Origin of the sequence: Microbispora rosea, from assembly GCF_044460045.1 — a bacterium.
GTDB lineage: Bacteria > Actinomycetota > Actinomycetes > Streptosporangiales > Streptosporangiaceae > Microbispora > Microbispora rosea.
This window is the reverse complement of record NZ_JBITJO010000003.1, coordinates 801,052-816,033: the sequence shown is the minus strand read 5'-3', so window position 1 is coordinate 816,033 and position 14,982 is coordinate 801,052. Positions and strand designations below refer to the sequence as shown.

The window sequence follows — 14,982 nt, the reverse complement described above, 5'->3', positions numbered from 1 at the left end:
GCGGGCGAACGTGGAAACGCTCCAACGAAGGCTAGGTTTCACCTCCGTGCGGGTCAAGATTCCATAATTCACCGCAGGTGAACCACTGGCGTTCAGCCGTCGGCTCCGAGGACCAGGCCGCTGGTGGGCACGCCGGTGCCCGCCGTCACGATCACGTTGCGCACCCCTTCCGGCTGGTTGACGCTGGTGCCCCGCACCAGGCGGACGGCCTCGGCGATGCCGTTCATGCCGTGCAGGTACGCCTCGCCGAGCTGGCCGCCGTGGGTGTTGAACGGCAGCCGCCCGCCGAGCTCCAGGTTGCCCCCGGCGACGAAGTCCTTGGCCTCGCCGGGGGCGCAGAAGCCCAGCTCCTCCAGTTGCGGCAGCACCAGCGGCGTGAAGTGGTCGTACAGGATCGCCGCGTCCATGTCGGCGGGGCCGAGGCCGCTCTGCGCGTACAGCTGCCGTCCGACCAGCCCCATCTCGGGGATGCCGGTGATGCGGGGGCGGTAGTAGCTGGTCATCATGTGCTGGTCGTCGCCCGAGCCCTGGGCCGCGCCGAGGACGACGGCGGGCGGGTGCGGCAGGTCGCGCGCCCGTTCGGCGGAGACCACGACCAACGCCTGGCCGCCGTCGGTCTCCTGGCAGCAGTCGAGCAGGTGCAGCGGCTCGGCGATCCAGCGCGACGCCTGGTGGTCCTCCAGCGTGATGGGCCGCCGGTAGAACCAGGCCGCCGGATTGGTCGCGGCGTGCCTGCGGTCCACCACCGCCACCCGGCCGAAGTCCTCACTGGTCGCGCCGTACTCGTGCATGTAGCGGCGGGCGAACATGGCGACCCACTGGGCGGGCGTCGACAGGCCGAACGGGGTGAGCCACGCGTACGCCGCGCTGTCGGCCCCCGTCTCGGCCGGGCCGTCCGCCTGGCCGAGGCCGTAGCGCACACCGGACCGCTCATTGAAGGCCCGGTAGCAGACCACGACGTCGGCGACGCCGGTCGCGACGGCCAGCGCCGCCTGCTGGACGGTGCCGCAGGCCGCGCCGCCGCCGTGCGGGATGCGCGAGAAGAACGTCAGGTCGCGCATGCCGGTGCTGCGGGCGATGTGGATCTCGGCGTTGGTGTCGGCGGTGAACGTCACCATCCCGTCCACGTCGGACGGCTTCAGGCCGGCGTCGGCGACGGCCGCGAGCACGGCCTCGCAGGCGAGCCGCAGCTCGCTGCGGCCGGAGTCCTTGGAGAACTCGGTGGCGCCGATGCCGGCGATCGCCGCCGCACCCGAAAAGCCGCTCATGTCGCGTCCTTCGCCGGAAGCCGTACGGCGACGGTGCCGGTGACGTGGGCGCCCAGGCCGTTCTCGCCGCGCACGGCGATCTCGACCCGGCGGTCCTCGTCGTGCTTGGCGGTGACCGTGCCGGTCAGCGTCATCGTGTCGCCCGGGTAGTTGGGCACGCCGAGCCTGATTCTGATCGCCGTGACCACGGCGGCCGGGCCCGCCCATTCCGTCACGTACCGGTCGACCAGGCCGTTGGTGGTGAGGATGTTCATGAAGATGTCCGTGGACCCGCGCTCGACCGCGAGGCCGGGGTCGTGGTGGACGTCCTGGTAGTCGCGGCTCGCGATGGCGGTCGCCACGATGAGCGTGCGGGTCAGCGGGATCGACAGCGCGGGCAGTTCCTCCCCCGTCGCCACCTCCTCGTACGTTCGCCCGTTCATGCCGCGATCCCGCTCTGCGGGCGGAACACCGGAAGTGACAGGTCGGGATCGGCGTCCAGCCAGTCGAGGACGACGGGCATGCCGATCTCGACCTCTCCGGGTTCCACACCGACCAGGTTGGTGACGAGCCGCGTGCCCTCATCGAGCTCCACGACCGCGACGATCAGCGGATACTCGAACGCCGGGTGGCGGGGGTGGTGGTTGACCACGAAGCTGTAGACCTGCCCGCGGCCGGACGCCTCGGCGGCGTCCCAGTCGAACGAGCCGCAGTGCGGGCAGCAGGGGCCGGGCGGGTGGCGCAGCGTCCCGCACCCCGCGCAGCGCTGGATCACCAGCCGGTGCTCGCGCGCCGCCTCGAACCAGAACGCGTTGTCCCGGTTCACCGCGGGCCGCGGCCGCGGCGCCCGCGCGGCCTTCGGCCTGAAGCGCAGCAGCCGCCAGCGCTGCACGGCGACGACCTCACCGTCCTGGTCGGTGTAGGTGCGGACCGTGGTCACGAACCGGCCGGCGCCAAGCGCGGTGCTCTTCTCCGGCGAGATCGACTCAACCACCTCGCGGACGCTCACCCGGTCGCCGGCCACCAGCTCGCGGTGGAACTCGAACTCCGAGTCGGTCGCCACCACCGAGGTGTAGCCGTCCTTCTCCAGCAGTGCGTCCAGCTCTCGCGCCCCCGCCGCGGCCCCGGCATCCGGGCCCTCCACGGTGGCGGCGTACCCCCGCATCGTCCACGCCTGCATCATCGACGCGGGCGCGACGATACCGGGGCGGCCGGTCGCGCGGGCGGCGGCGTCGTCGCGGTAGATCGGGTTGCGGTCGCCCATCGCCTCGGCCCAGTGCCGGATCATGGGCACGTTCACCGGGTCGGGCCCCTCCCACAGCGGGAGGATCTCCCGTCCGGCGAAATCCTCGTAGGTGGTCATCGGTCCTCCACGCCGGTCTTCCGCCGTCCCGACGTTAGTCAGCGGGACCCGCCGGAGACCCGGCGAATCCCGCTGACCGGGAGACCGCATCCACGCGGCCGGTCAGGCAGTGCGCAGCCGCAGGCCCTTGAACTCGGTCGCCTGGGCGGCGATCGCCTTCTCCGTGGGAAGGCGTTCCATCGACGACGCCCCGAAGAAGCCCGCGATCCCATTCGTGTGATCGAGGACGAACTGGGCGTCCTCCGGCTCGGCGATGGGGCCGCCGTGGCACAGCACGATGACGTCGGGGTTCACCGCGACGGCGGCATCGCGCATCTCCTGCACCGCGGCGGCCGCCTCTTCGAGGGTGAGGGCGGTCTCCGCGCCGATGCTGCCGCTGGTGGTCAAGCCAACATGGGGCACGAGGACGTCGGCTCCGGCCTCGGCCATCGCGACGGCCTGCTCCGCGTCGAAGACGTAGGGGGCGGTGAGCAGGTCACGCCGGTGCGCTTCGCGGATCATGTCCACCTCGAGCCGGTAGCCCATCCCGGTCTCCTCGAGGTTCTGCCGGAACTTGCCGTCGTACAGACCCACGGTGGGGAAGTTCTGCACGCCCGCGAAGCCCATCGCCTTGAGCTCGTCGAGGAAGGGGCCCATGAGACGGAAGGGGTCGGTGCCGCAGACCCCGGCCAGCACGGGGGTGTCGCGCACGACCGGGAGGACCTCCCTGGCCATGTCGACGACGATCGCGTTGGCGTCGCCGTACGGAAGCAACCCGGCGAGCGACCCCCGGCCGGCCATGCGGTAGCGGCCCGAGTTGTAGATGATCAGCAGGTCGACGCCGCCGGCCTCGGCGGCCTTGGCCGACAGGCCGGTGCCGGCGCCCGCGCCGATGATGGGCCGGCCGGTCCCGGCGGTGGCGCGCAGGCGTTCGAGAGCTGTCTCGCGGTTCATCTCATTCTCCAGTCCGGCGTGCGCCGATAAGGCGGTGCAGGGCTTCGGCCGCGGCCCGGCCGAAGCCCGGATCGTTGATGGCGGCGTCCACGTCGTGGACGGGGACGCCGGTGTCCTTCAGACCGTCGCGGAGCGCGGCGAAGCAGGCGGCGTCGGCGTCGGGGTCGGCGAACGGCCCTCCTTCGACGTCGATCCCGGAGACGCCCCTCAGCGGCAGGTAGACCTCCACCGGCCCGGCGGCGCGGCTGAGCTTGTCGCCGATCCTGGCGCCCAGCTCGGCCATCTCGTCGCGGGTCGTCCGCATGAGGGTGACCGTGGGGTTGTGCACCAGGAACTTCCGGTCCGCGAACCTGTCCGGCACGGTCTCCCGGGGGCCGAAGTTGACCATGTCGAGTGCGCCCACGCTGACCACCTGCGGGATGCCGGCCCGTCCCGCCGCCTCCAGCCGGTGGGGGCCGGCGGTGAGCACCCCGCCGACGAGGTCGTCGGCCAGCTCCGTGGTGGTCAGGTCGAGGACGCCGTCGAGCATCCCGGAGGCGGCGAGGGCCTCCATCGCCCGCCCGCCGGAACCCGTGGCGTGGAAGACCAGGACTTCGTATCCGAGGGAGGTCAGGTGCTCGCGGGCCTCATCGACGGCGGGCGTGGTGAGCCCGAACATCGTGGCCCCGACGAGTTTCCGCTCGTCACCGGTCTCGTCCCGGACCCGGGCGTACCGCTGGGCCATCCCGGCCGCCGCGGCGGCGGCGTTGCCGAGAACCGCGCGGGAGAGCCGGTTGATGCCGGAGATGTCCACGACGGAGTACATGAGGGTGACGTCGGCGTCTCCGACGTACGGGCCGACGTCACCCGAGGCCATGGTCGAGACCAGCAGCTTGGGCACTCCGACGGGCAGGGCCTGGAGAGCACGGGCGGCGACCGACGAGCCGCTGGAGCCGCCGATCGCGAGAAGGCCGTCGAGGCGCCCCTCCTCGAACAGCCGCCGGACGACGACGGCGGCGCCGGTCGCCATCGCGTCCATCGCGGCGCCGCGGTCGCGGGCGTCGCGGAGCAGGTCGAGCTCGGTGCCCGCCGCCCGCGCCACCTCGTCGGCGCCGATGTCGGCGAGCTCCGCCCCGTGCGCGAAGGTGCCCACATTGATCAGGAGCACCTCACAGCCCGCCTCGTTCAGCTGGTCACGGACCCAGCGGTACTCCTCGCTCTTGGTGTCCAGCGTTCCCAGCAGCACTACCGTCGCCACCGCGGCCTCCTGTCGTCGTCGACCTGCCCGTACGGCCGAGGATGTCCGGCCGCGGCCGAAGCGGCCAGGCCAATCACGCAGAATTGGTCCATGGCACGTGCGGAACATGTCGACAGTGCCGCCTTGGCCCGCCTCATCGGCGGGTGGCGGGCGGAGGACGGGCCGCTGCCGCACGCGCTCGCGGATGCCCTCGCCGAGCTGATCGCCGGCAACGTGCTGGTCGAGGGGGCCGCGCTGCCGCCGCAACGGGCGCTGGCCGCCGCGCTCGGGGTGTCCCGCGGGACCGTGGCCGAGGCGTACGCGGAGCTGGCCGCGCGGGGGCGGCTGACGTCCCGGCAGGGGTCCGGGTCACGCGTGCGGGGCGGCCGGATCACAGGAGGGGATCACGTCGTCGAGGGGCGGCTCGCGTCCTTCGGCCGCACCCGCCGCCTCGTCGAGCTGGACCTTTCCAGCGGCGCCCTGCCCGCCCTGTCGCTGGTGCGGGACGCCGTGTCGGCGGTCGATCTACCGGAACTCGACGTCTATCTCGCGGACGACGGCTACTACGCGGCGGGGCTGCCTCGTCTCCGCGCGGTCGTGGCCGAGCAGTACACCCTGCAGGGGTTGCCGACCGGGCCCGACCAGATCCTCGTCACCTCCGGCTCCCAGCAGGCCGTCTGGTTGTGCGCGTCGTCCCTGGTCGCGCCGGGAGACGAGGTCCTGGTCGAGGAGCCGGGTTACCGCGGCGCGATCGAGGCCTTCCGTACGGCCGGGGCGCGGCTGACCGGAGTGCCCGTACGGGAGGACGGCCTCGACCTCGACCACCTCGACCGGGTCGCCCATCGGGCCGCCCTGCTCTACTGCCAGCCCGCGGCGCACAACCCCACGGGGATCAGCCTGCCGGCGGCCGAGCGGGAACGGCTCAGCCGGATCGTCGGCAGGCACGGCGTGCTGACGATCGAAGACCGATCCTGCGCCGATCTCGTCCTCGACGACCGCGGGATGCGGCCACCGCTGCCCGATCCCGCGAACCCCGGCCTGGTGATCCGGATCGGCACCGCGTCGAAGCTGCTCTGGGGCGGGTTGCGGGTCGGTTGGATACGTGCGGAACGTCCGGTGATCACGCGGTTGACACAGGCCAAGGCGGCACTGGACCTGGCCGCGCCGGTGATCGACCAGATGGTGACGGCCGAGCTCCTGGCGCAGGCCGACCGGGCCCGGCAGGAGCGCGCCCGGCGCCTGCGGGCCCATCTCGCCGAGGCGGCGGCGGTTCTGACGGAACTGCGGCCGGCGTGGCGGTGGACGCCGCCGAGCGGCGGCACGGCGCTGTGGATCGACACCGGAACCGACGCCGTCGCCCTGGCCGAGCGCGCACGCGGGAGGGGCGTGCTGGTCACCGCGGGCCCGGCCTTCTCCCCCTCCAACGCGCAGCGCACCCGGCTGCGGCTGCCGTTCTGGAAGCCCCTGGAGCAGTTCGCGCACGCGGTCGAACTCCTCGAATGAGCGACGGCTCCGGTCATGGAGGAAGGGCCTGACCACCGGCTACGGCGATCAGGCCCTCAGACGTCACCGCGTCACCTCACCGCCGGTCGCGGCCCTCGGCGGCGTGCAGGCGGCGCTGGTGGTCGGCGAACACCTCGTCGTTCGACGAGACGGTGGCCCCGGGCACGGTCGGGGAGACGAACGTCGGCACCACGACGCCCCGGCCGGCGAGCACGGCCGCCGTACGGGTGACGATCTCGTGGCTGACCACGCTGGCCACCACCGTCGAGGCGCCCCCTGTCGGACGGTCCCAGCCGTCCACCTCGATGATGGCGTCCTGCACCGGCACACCGGTGTCGATCGTGACGTCGCAGATCTCCGCAATCCGCCGGCCGCTGGAGTGCTCGGCCGGGCGTTCGAGGTTGGCCACCGAGGTGACCGCGACGGTGAACAGGCCGCGCTCGGCGGCGTACATGGCCGCCTCGACGGGCGCCGCGTTCCTGCCGCCGTGGCTGTAGACCACCATCACGTCGCCGGAGGCGAGCGGCTCGTGGTCCAGGTACTGCTTGATGTACCCCTCGGTGCGCTCCAGCCAGAGCAGCTCGCGCACGCCGCCCGGCCCCAGCACGTTGTGCCACATCAGCCGGGGATCGGTGAGCGGGTGGATGCCCGCGAAGCTGCCGTACCTGGGGAAGGCGTCCATGGTGGGGATCACCGAGTGGCCGCTGCCGAACAGGTGGATCAGGCCGCCGTTCTGGATGGCGTCCGCGCAGCGCTCGGCCGCGGTCGCCAGCGCCTCCTCCTGCGTGGAGTCGAGCCGGTCAAGGATGGTCATCAGGGTTCGGGTGTAACTCACGGCGTTCCTTTCATGAGGTCCGCAACGCCAGCCGCACGCGGTATCGGTCACCGCGCATGACGCTGCGTACGTGTTCGAACGGACCATGGGCGTCGAAGGTGAGGCGTTCGACGTAGAACGCGTGGGCGCCCGCGGTCACTCCGAGGGTCGCGGCGTCCTCGTCGAGCACGCCGCCGACCGTGAAGGTCTCGACGGCCTCGCGCGGGACCAGCCCGTAGCGCTCGTTGAGGGTCCGGTAGAGCGACCGGTCGGTGAAGTCGAGATCGGCGAGACCCGGAAACCGGTCGAGCGGGAGGAGCGCGGTCTGCACGCCCACCGGCCGGGAGCCGTCGGTCCTCAGCCTGCGCAGCCGCAGCATCCGGGAGTCGGCCGGCAACTGCATCTCGGGGGGCAGATCCTCCTCGCCCGCCGTGACGATCGTCTGGCCGAGGACCCGCGAGCCCGCGCTGTGACCGAGCTGCGCGAGCTCCGCGGTGAAGGATGTGACCCACCGAGCGCCCGCGGTCAGGCTCGTGTCGCGGACGAAGGTGCCCCGGCCCTGTTCCCTGACCAGCACCCCGCGGTCGACCATCCGGGCCACCGCCTGCCGGACCGTGACGCGGCTCACGCCGTACGCCTTGCCCAGCTCCTCCTCGGTCGGCAGCTGCTGGCCCGGCACCCACTCGCCGGCGTCGACGCGTTGCTGCAGACTCCGTTCGACCTGCAGGTAGAGAGGGATTCCCGACGTGGAGTCCATTCCCTTGACGATCACCATTCCTCCGTTCTGGCGATGAGGAGCGCTCCCACGACGCCCGCCCGGGAGCCCAGGGCGGTGGGCCGCACGGGCACCCGGCGGCCGTCGGGTGAGGCGAACCTCGCGACGTGCCGCTGCAGCGGAGGGCCGAGGACGTCCATCGCGTCGGCCAGCCCGCCGCCGATGAGTATGATCTCGGGATCGATCGTGCTGGCGACCGCCGCGACCCCCCGGGCGAGACGGGCGGCGTACGCGTCGAGCGCGGCACACGCCCGCTCGTCCCCCGCGCGGGCCGCCGCCACCAGGGCGGGGCCGTCGCGCAGCGAGGAGCCGGAGGCGGCCTGCTCGAACGGGCCGTGTACCGCATCGTGCATCGGGTCGTGGACCGGGTCGTCCGGCACATTGGCCGGCAACCAGCCCCACGATCCGGCGCTGCCGTGGACGCCGCGCCAGATCCTGCCGTCGATCAGGAGGGCGCCGCCGATGCCGGTCCCGACGGCCAGCAGCACGGCGGACCTGACCCCCTTGGCCGCCCCTTCCGCGGCCTCGGCGAGCAGGGTGAGGTGGCCGTCCAGGCCGAGCCGCACCGGCGCGCCGAGGCGGGCCTCCAGGTCGTCCCGCAGCGGACGGCCCTCCAGCCACGGCAGCGCGGGGACGAACAGCGGCCGGCTCTCGCCGGAGGTCCCCGGCAGGCCGACGCCGACTCCCGCCGGTCGTGCGATTCCCGCGCAGAGCCCGGTCACCTGGGTGAGGAACGCGTCGTAGGAGCCGGCCACCGGAGCCGTGACCGGCTCGCCGCGGCCGTCCGGCGTCTCGGCCAGGACCCGTACGGAGGTGCCGCCGACGTCGATGCCGACGAACGTCGTCATCCCTTCACCCCCGTCCGGGAGATGCTCTGCACGAACACGCGCTGGGCGAGCAGGAACACCACGATCGTGGGCACGCTGGCGATCAGCGCTCCGGCCATGACCACGTTCTGGTACTGCACGCTCGTGCTGTAGGACAGCAGGCGGCTCAGCGCGAGGACGACGGGGAACTTGTCGTCCGACTGCAGGATCGACAGCGGCCACAGGAAGTTGTTCCAGTAGAAGACGAAGGCGAAGATCGCGAGGCTGACCAGCGCGGGACGCAGCAACGGCGTGACGATCTGCCAGACGATGCGCGCCTCCGAGGCGCCGTCCAGCCGGGCGGCCTCGATCAGCTCCTCGGGAACGTCCGCGATGAACTGCCGCATCAGGAAGATGCCGAAGGCGTTCGCCAGCCAGGGCAGCATCACGCCCAGGTAGGAGTCGGCCAGGCCCATCGTGGAGACCAGCCAGTACAACGGCACCAGGGTCACGACCGGCGGCAGGAACATCGTGGCGACGACCGACCAGAAGAGCAGGTCGCGACCCCGGAAGCGGTACTTCGCGAACACGAAGCCGGCCATGACGCTGGTCACCAGGACCGACAGCGTGGAGACCCCGGCGATCAGGACGCTGTTGACGAAGGCGCTGCCGAAGGGGACGGCCTGGAAGACCTCGCCGAACGCGGAGAACGTCACGTGGGACGGGAACCAGGTCGGCGGAGCCTTCTGAAGCTCTTCCGGGCCCTTCAGTGCCGAGATCACCATCCAGTAGAGGGGGAACAGCGGCACCAGGATGACCAGCCCGAGCGCGAGAACCGTGGCCGCGCGTGTGATTCGCCTCATGACCGTCCCTCCGCCGCCGTCCGCCTGCGCATGGCCGCGAGGACGACTCCCGCGACGGCCACCAGCACGAGCAGCAGGCTGAAGGCCATCGCGCTCGCCTGGCCCGCCATCCCGTTCTGGAACGCCGCCCGCTGGATCGCGTACGACAGGACCGTGGTGCTCTCGGCCGGGCCGCCCTGGGTGAGGATGTAGACGGGGTCGAAGACCTGGATCGCGTTGATCGCGGCGATCAGCACGATGAACGTCGTCGTACGGCGGAGCAGGGGCAGCGTGACGCTGAACGTCTGCCGCCAGAAGCCGGCGCCGTCGATGCGCGCCGCCTCGTACACGTCGTCGGGGATCTGGGTGAGCCCCGCGATGACCAGGATCGTGTAGTAACCGGTCATCTGCCAGACGTGGAAGATCACCAGAGAGAGCAGCGCCGTCTGGGGGTCGCTCAGCCAGGCGGGCGAATCGATCCCGACAGCGCCGAGCGCCTGCGAGACGGGGCCGTAGTCGGGCGCGTAGAGCGCTCCCCAGACGATCGCGATGGCCACCGTGGGGATCACGTAGGTCGAGAACAGGGCGGCCCGCGCCACCGCCTTGCCCGCGGCCTTCGGGAAGTAGAGCAGCATCCCGAGCGCCAGGGCCAGCGGAACCGTCGTCACCAGGACGAGCACGACGTACACCAGGGTGTTCCCGAGCGCGTTCAGGAAGTCGTCGCTGTGCAGCAGGTCGGTGTAGTTGCCGAGGCCCCGCCACGTCATCTGCGACAGCGGCGTGTACATCGACCAGTCGTGCAGGCTGATCCAGAACGTCAGGGCGATCGGCACGGCGACGAACAGGACGATGACCGCCATCGCCGGCGAGAGGAAGGCGATCGCCGCCCCTCGCCTGGCGCTGCGGGACGCCTGAACCGTCATGCCCCGGCCTTGGCGAGGATGCCGGCGACCTCGCTCTGCGCCGCGGTCATCGCCTGCTGCGCGGTCTCCTTGCCGAACACGACGTTCTCGATGTGCTTCTGCACGGCCTGGCTCATGGCCTCACCGCCCAGCACCGTCGGGAAGGGCTTGGCGTTCGGCAGCTCGGCGACGTACGCCGCGATGAACGGGTCGGACAGTTCGGCCTTGTGCGCCGTGAGATCGCTGGTCCTGCTGGGCAGGATGCCCATCGACATCAGGATGTCGCCCATCGCGGACGAGCCGCCCTTGCCGCTCTCGGGTCCGTTGAGGAACTGGAGGAACTTCCACGCCGCGTCCTGCTTGGCCGGCGAGGCCTTGCCGTTGACCATCGTCAGCCAGGAGTAGGACACGCCAGCCGACCCCGTGCCGTCCAGGCCGACCGGCACCGGCGCCACGCCGACGTCGGAGTACCGGTCGCCCATCGCCTGCTTGAGCGCGCTCTGCCACCAGTTCGCCATGATGATCATCCCGGTCTTGCCGTTGACGAAGTTGTCGAGGTACGGCCCGGTCGTGTTGGCGTTGGCGCTGCTCATGGACGGCTGGGTGGCGCCGCTCTTGACGAGGTCCGCGTAGAGCTGCGCGGCGGCCACGACCTTCGGGTCGTCCAGCTTGGGAGTGCTGCCGTCGAGCAGTTGCCCGCCGTTGGAGTTCACCAGCGACAGCCAGGGGTGGACGGCGCCCGAGGCCCAGCTCGTGATCACGCCGAAGCCCTGCTGCGTCACCTTGCCGCCGTCGCGCTTGGTCAGCTTGGCGGCGTCGGCCGTCAGTTCGTCCCAGGTCTTGGGCGGCGCGGGGATGCCCGCCTCGGCGAACAGCTTCTTGTTGTAGTTGAGCGCGTAGAGGTCGACCTCGTTCGGATAGCCGCGCACCTGCCCCTGCTTGGTGACGCCGTCGGCCATGTTGGCCGGCCAGCCGGCCTTGACGTCCGCGGCCGCGCCCGAGGGGGCGGGGGCGGCGAGACCGTCGCGCACCAGTTCGGGGAGCCAGAGGTCGTAGATTCCCGCGATGGTGGGACCGTTGGGGCTCGCGCCCTGCGTCCGCAGCGTGCTGAGCAGATTGGCGAACGGAACCGCCCGGATGTCGACGGTGACATCGGGATTCTTGGTGTGGAACGCGGCGGCCGCGGCCTTGAGCGCCGTCACCTGCTCGGGTCCCCAGTGGGTAAGGAATGAAATCGTCTGCGGTCCGCCGGCCGCTCCGGAGTCACCCGAGCCGCCGCATCCGGCGAGCGCGAGCGCCAGCACGGCACCAAGTGAGATCGCTCCGACAGTTCTCAAGGGGGTCGCCTCCTCCCCGCTGTACGCCGCCGCCGACCGGGCGTCGTTACATCGTTATGTTGTTATAACGAATTTTTGCCGAGAGGGGAAGATAGGGAGAGGACCTAACCTGGATTTCAGGTCAGTACGGCGGCGGCCTCAGATTCGTTCGATGACGGTGGCCGTGGCGTGGGCGCCGCCCGCGCACATGGTGACGAGCGCGGTCGAGCCGCCGGTGCGTTCCAGTTCGTGGAGCGCCTGGGTGAGCAGGCGGGAGCCGGTGGAGCCCACGGCGTGGCCGAGCGCGATGGCGCCGCCGTTCACGTTGACCTTGTCCATGTCGGCGTCGAGCTCCCGCGCCCAGGAGAGCACGACCGAGGCGAACGCCTCGTTGATCTCGACGAGGTCGAGGTCGGACAGCGTCATGCGCGCCTTCTTGAGGACGTGCCGGGTCGCGTCGATCGGGCCGTCGAGGTGGTAGTAGGGGTCGGAGCCGACCATGCCGGAGGCGACGATGCGCGCCCGCGGGCGCAGGCCGAGATCACGCGCCCGGGCGGCGCTCGTCAGCAGCACCCCAGCGGCGCCGTCGCTGATCTGCGAGGTGTTGCCCGCGGTGTGGATGCCCTCCGGCAGCACCGGCCGCAACCTCCCAAGGGCCTCCATGCCGGTGTCGCGCAGCCCCTGGTCCCGGGAGACGACGGCGGTCTCCCCCGTCGGGCCCTCGGGCCCCGTCACCGGCGCCTCCACCGTGAGGACCTGCCCGTCGAACCTGCCTTCCGCCCACGCCCGCGCCGCGCGCCGCTGGGAGCGCAGACCGAACGCGTCGGCGTCCTCGCGGGTGATGCCGCGCCGCCGCGCGATCCGCTCGGCCGCGGTGAACTGGTCGGGCATGTCCAGCGACCACGACGGCGGGAACGGGCTGCCGGCCTCCGGGGTGACCGCCGCGCCGAGGAAGACCCGGCTCATCGCCTCGACGCCGCAGCCGATGCCGACGTCGATCGCACCGGCCGCGATCAGCCCGGCCACCAGGTGGACGGCCTGCTGGCCGGACCCGCACGCGCAGTCGATCGACGTGCAGGCCGTGCCGTACGGCAGGCCGGCGTGCAGCCACGCCTGGCGGGTGACGTTGTTGGCCTGCTCCCCCGCCTGGGTGACGCAGCCGCCGATCACCTGCTCGATCGTCTCGGCGGCGAGGCCGCTGCGCTCGATCAGGCCCCGGTGCACGACGCCGAGCAACTCGGCGGGGTGCAGCCCGGACAGGACGCCGTAGCGCTTGCCGACCGGCGTGCGCACCGCGTCGACGATGACGGCCTCAGGCATCGCTCCTCCTGGCGGCGTTGGAGCGGGGCGCGAGCAGCAGCCGGCACGCGATCCGGATGTCGCTTTCGGTGTCGGGGACCGACGACAGGCCGTTCAGGCTCGACTGCAGCACGCCATGCCAGCACTGCATGAGCAGCCGGATCAGCGTGACGTCCATGACGGTCGGCTCCCGGATGCCGAGCGTGCGCAGGACGATCTGCCGGAACGTCCTGTCGATCCGGCCGGTGCCGGCCACGGCGGCGGCGTTGGCGGAGTTCGCCGACTGCAGCATCGCGATGGCGAGCGCGGGGCGGCTCAGCAGCTGCCTGCTGGCCAGCACGAGCACGTCGGCGACTGCGTCCTCGGGCGCGGTGCCCGGCTTCGGCTGCGGGAGGCTCTCCTCGAACCGGTCGACCTGCTCGGCCATCACGGCGGTGAACAGGTGGGTCTTCGAGGGAAAATACCGGTACAGCGTGGCGATCGCGACCCCGGCCTCCTTGGCCACCTCGTGCATCTGGACGCGCTCGAGGCCCTTCTCCGCGCCCATCCTGGCGGCGGCGCGCAGGATGCGCAGGTGCCGGGCCCGCTGCTCCGGCGAGCTGGGCTCCGCCGGCGCCCTGACCTCGGCGATCCTCGGCACGTCTCCCCCTGACCGTTCGTGTGTCGCAACGACGATACAAAGCCGTGCGGAGGTGCCTGCCAACGGTCCGTGCCACTCAGTGGGACGAGCGGGCGCCGTCGTCTCCGGCGGCTCAGATCAGGTTGTCCTCGACGGCCAGGCCGAACTCGCCCTTGCCGTACATCGCGAGGGCGCGCTCGACGTCGTTGGCGACGTGGACGCTGCCCGCGTGGGCGTCGCGCCAGGCCCGCTCGATGGGGTTGCCCCGGCTGAGGGAGTTGCCCCCGGCGGTCTTGAACAGGATGTCGATCGCCTCAAGCGCCCGTTCCGTGGCGCGCACCTGGTCCCTGCGCACCCGCAGCCGCAGCTCCACCGGGATCGCCTCGCCCCGCACGGCGTGCTCGTACGTCTCCCGCACGTTGCGGTCGGTCTGCAGGATTGCCGCGTCGATCTCCGACGCCGCCCGGGCCACCGCGACCTGAGCGAACTGGTCCTCGGCGAACCGGCCGCCGCCCAGGCTGAGCCGCACGCGGTCGCGCATCGCGGTCACGTACGACCGGTAGCAGCCGACGGCCATCCCGACGACCGGGGCGGTGATCGTGGTGGTGAACACGGTGCCGAACGGGATGCGGAAGAGCGGGCCGGTGTTCACCTTCTGCCCGGGGCCGCGCAGCTGTGCCATGTCGTGGTTGCGCATCACGCGGTGCGCGGGCACGAAGGCGTCCTCGACGATGATGTCGTTGCTGCCCGTGCCGCGCAGCCCGATGACGTCCCACACGTCCGCGATGGAGTAGTCGGAGCGGGGCACCAGAACGGTCATGACGTCCACCGGCCTACCCTGGTCGCCGAGGACGAGGCCGCCCACCATCGCCCACGAGGCGTGCTCGCAGCCGGAGGAGAAGCGCCACCGGCCGGACAGCCGGTAGCCGCCCTCGGCGGGGACGAGCCGCCCGACGGGCGCGTACGACGAGGAGATCAGCGCGTCCGGGTCGCTCCCCCACACCTCGTCCTGGGCGGCCTCGTCGAACAGGGCGAGCTGCCAGGGGTGCACCCCGAGCACGGCCGCGGTCCATCCGGTGGACCCGCACACCGCGGAGATCTCCCGGATCACCTCGTAGAAGCTCACCGGGTCGCTCTCCGCGCCGCCGTACCTCTTGGGCTGCAGCATCCGGAAGACCCCGGCCCGGACCAGCTCCCTGATCGACTCCGCCGGGACCCGCCGATCCTCGTCGGTCGACCGGGCCCGTTCGGCGATCTTCGGCAGCAGCGCCCGGACCGCGTCCAGGACCTCGTTGCTCATCGGGGAGTCCTCCGTGTCACGCTCGTCGGCAGATGCCGTCCATGATG

General features: G+C 71.7%; 15 protein-coding genes. 1 reads left to right on the top strand and 14 read right to left on the bottom strand.

Annotation, left to right across the window (positions count from 1 at the left end):
* Positions 1–92 precede the first annotated feature (92 nt).
* The 5 genes from ACIBK1_RS15980 to ACIBK1_RS15960 all read right to left on the bottom strand — a co-directional run bounded on the left by ACIBK1_RS15980 (position 93) and on the right by ACIBK1_RS15960 (position 4,780).
* The gene (locus tag ACIBK1_RS15980) at positions 93–1,268 is read right to left on the bottom strand and encodes a lipid-transfer protein (RefSeq protein ID WP_396735543.1); all 1,176 of its coding nucleotides are present in this window, start codon (positions 1,266–1,268) and stop codon (positions 93–95) included.
* Positions 1,265–1,690, bottom strand: a complete 426-nt coding sequence (locus tag ACIBK1_RS15975) for a MaoC family dehydratase (RefSeq protein WP_396735540.1) — start codon at positions 1,688–1,690, stop codon at positions 1,265–1,267. The genes ACIBK1_RS15980 and ACIBK1_RS15975 overlap by 4 nt, the downstream gene beginning before the upstream one ends.
* Positions 1,687–2,610, bottom strand: a complete 924-nt coding sequence (locus ACIBK1_RS15970) for a bifunctional MaoC family dehydratase N-terminal/OB-fold nucleic acid binding domain-containing protein (RefSeq protein WP_363537140.1) — start codon at positions 2,608–2,610, stop codon at positions 1,687–1,689. Before ACIBK1_RS15970 ends, ACIBK1_RS15975 begins: the two co-directional genes overlap by 4 nt.
* Positions 2,611–2,712: 102 nt before the next feature.
* Complete coding sequence (locus ACIBK1_RS15965; RefSeq protein WP_396735536.1) at positions 2,713–3,543, bottom strand: phosphoenolpyruvate hydrolase family protein; 831 nt, start codon at positions 3,541–3,543, stop codon at positions 2,713–2,715.
* A 1-nt stretch (position 3,544) separates the two neighbouring features.
* Complete coding sequence (locus ACIBK1_RS15960) at positions 3,545–4,780, bottom strand: Tm-1-like ATP-binding domain-containing protein (protein ID WP_396735533.1); 1,236 nt, start codon at positions 4,778–4,780, stop codon at positions 3,545–3,547.
* A gap of 90 nt (positions 4,781–4,870) precedes the next feature.
* Between ACIBK1_RS15960 and ACIBK1_RS15955 the strand changes: the two genes are divergently transcribed.
* Positions 4,871–6,262 carry an aminotransferase class I/II-fold pyridoxal phosphate-dependent enzyme gene (locus ACIBK1_RS15955; protein ID WP_396735530.1) on the top strand — a complete coding sequence of 464 codons (1,392 nt, stop codon included), beginning with the start codon at positions 4,871–4,873 and terminating at the stop codon, positions 6,260–6,262.
* Between the two features lie 76 nt (positions 6,263–6,338).
* Here the strand turns inward: ACIBK1_RS15955 and ACIBK1_RS15950 are convergent, their stop codons facing one another.
* The 9 genes from ACIBK1_RS15950 to hsaA form a co-directional block, all read right to left on the bottom strand.
* Positions 6,339–7,097: a sugar isomerase domain-containing protein gene (locus tag ACIBK1_RS15950; protein ID WP_396735527.1), complete on the bottom strand. Its 759-nt coding sequence runs from the start codon at positions 7,095–7,097 to the stop codon at positions 6,339–6,341.
* 10 nt (positions 7,098–7,107) lie between these two features.
* On the bottom strand, positions 7,108–7,848 hold the full coding sequence (locus ACIBK1_RS15945) for a GntR family transcriptional regulator (RefSeq protein WP_363535093.1): 741 nt from the start codon (positions 7,846–7,848) through the stop codon (positions 7,108–7,110).
* Positions 7,845–8,699, bottom strand: coding sequence for an ROK family protein (locus tag ACIBK1_RS15940; protein ID WP_396735523.1), 855 nt, complete (start codon positions 8,697–8,699; stop codon positions 7,845–7,847). Before ACIBK1_RS15940 ends, ACIBK1_RS15945 begins: the two co-directional genes overlap by 4 nt.
* Positions 8,696–9,520, bottom strand: a complete 825-nt coding sequence (locus ACIBK1_RS15935) for a carbohydrate ABC transporter permease (RefSeq protein WP_030512346.1) — start codon at positions 9,518–9,520, stop codon at positions 8,696–8,698. Before ACIBK1_RS15935 ends, ACIBK1_RS15940 begins: the two co-directional genes overlap by 4 nt.
* Positions 9,517–10,422: a carbohydrate ABC transporter permease gene (locus tag ACIBK1_RS15930; RefSeq protein WP_036409436.1), complete on the bottom strand. Its 906-nt coding sequence runs from the start codon at positions 10,420–10,422 to the stop codon at positions 9,517–9,519. Before ACIBK1_RS15930 ends, ACIBK1_RS15935 begins: the two co-directional genes overlap by 4 nt.
* Positions 10,419–11,738: an extracellular solute-binding protein gene (locus tag ACIBK1_RS15925; RefSeq protein ID WP_396735520.1), complete on the bottom strand. Its 1,320-nt coding sequence runs from the start codon at positions 11,736–11,738 to the stop codon at positions 10,419–10,421. The genes ACIBK1_RS15930 and ACIBK1_RS15925 overlap by 4 nt, the downstream gene beginning before the upstream one ends.
* 138 nt (positions 11,739–11,876) lie before the next feature.
* Positions 11,877–13,037, bottom strand: coding sequence for a steroid 3-ketoacyl-CoA thiolase (locus ACIBK1_RS15920; RefSeq protein ID WP_030512343.1), 1,161 nt, complete (start codon positions 13,035–13,037; stop codon positions 11,877–11,879).
* Positions 13,030–13,656 (bottom strand): TetR family transcriptional regulator, encoded by a 627-nt coding sequence (locus ACIBK1_RS15915; RefSeq protein WP_030512342.1) that lies wholly within the window; start codon positions 13,654–13,656, stop codon positions 13,030–13,032. Before ACIBK1_RS15915 ends, ACIBK1_RS15920 begins: the two co-directional genes overlap by 8 nt.
* Positions 13,657–13,768: 112 nt before the next feature.
* A complete protein-coding gene (gene hsaA / locus ACIBK1_RS15910; RefSeq protein ID WP_030512341.1) occupies positions 13,769–14,935 on the bottom strand; it encodes a 3-hydroxy-9,10-secoandrosta-1,3,5(10)-triene-9,17-dione monooxygenase oxygenase subunit in 1,167 nt (388 codons plus the stop codon).
* Positions 14,936–14,982 lie beyond the last annotated feature (47 nt).

Bases quoted from the DNA above. Each gene is read 5' to 3' on its own strand.
- ACIBK1_RS15980 (WP_396735543.1), bottom strand. From the start codon at position 1,268: ATGAGCGGCTTTTCGGGTGCGGCGGCGATCGCCGGCATCGGCGCCACC.
- ACIBK1_RS15975 (WP_396735540.1), bottom strand. From the start codon at position 1,690: ATGAACGGGCGAACGTACGAGGAGGTGGCGACGGGGGAGGAACTGCCC.
- ACIBK1_RS15970 (WP_363537140.1), bottom strand. From the start codon at position 2,610: ATGACCACCTACGAGGATTTCGCCGGACGGGAGATCCTCCCGCTGTGG.
- ACIBK1_RS15965 (WP_396735536.1), bottom strand. From the start codon at position 3,543: ATGAACCGCGAGACAGCTCTCGAACGCCTGCGCGCCACCGCCGGGACC.
- ACIBK1_RS15955 (WP_396735530.1), top strand. From the start codon at position 4,871: ATGGCACGTGCGGAACATGTCGACAGTGCCGCCTTGGCCCGCCTCATC.
- ACIBK1_RS15940 (WP_396735523.1), bottom strand. From the start codon at position 8,699: ATGACGACGTTCGTCGGCATCGACGTCGGCGGCACCTCCGTACGGGTC.
- ACIBK1_RS15935 (WP_030512346.1), bottom strand. From the start codon at position 9,520: ATGAGGCGAATCACACGCGCGGCCACGGTTCTCGCGCTCGGGCTGGTC.
- ACIBK1_RS15930 (WP_036409436.1), bottom strand. From the start codon at position 10,422: ATGACGGTTCAGGCGTCCCGCAGCGCCAGGCGAGGGGCGGCGATCGCC.
- ACIBK1_RS15920 (WP_030512343.1), bottom strand. From the start codon at position 13,037: ATGCCTGAGGCCGTCATCGTCGACGCGGTGCGCACGCCGGTCGGCAAG.
- hsaA (WP_030512341.1), bottom strand. From the start codon at position 14,935: ATGAGCAACGAGGTCCTGGACGCGGTCCGGGCGCTGCTGCCGAAGATC.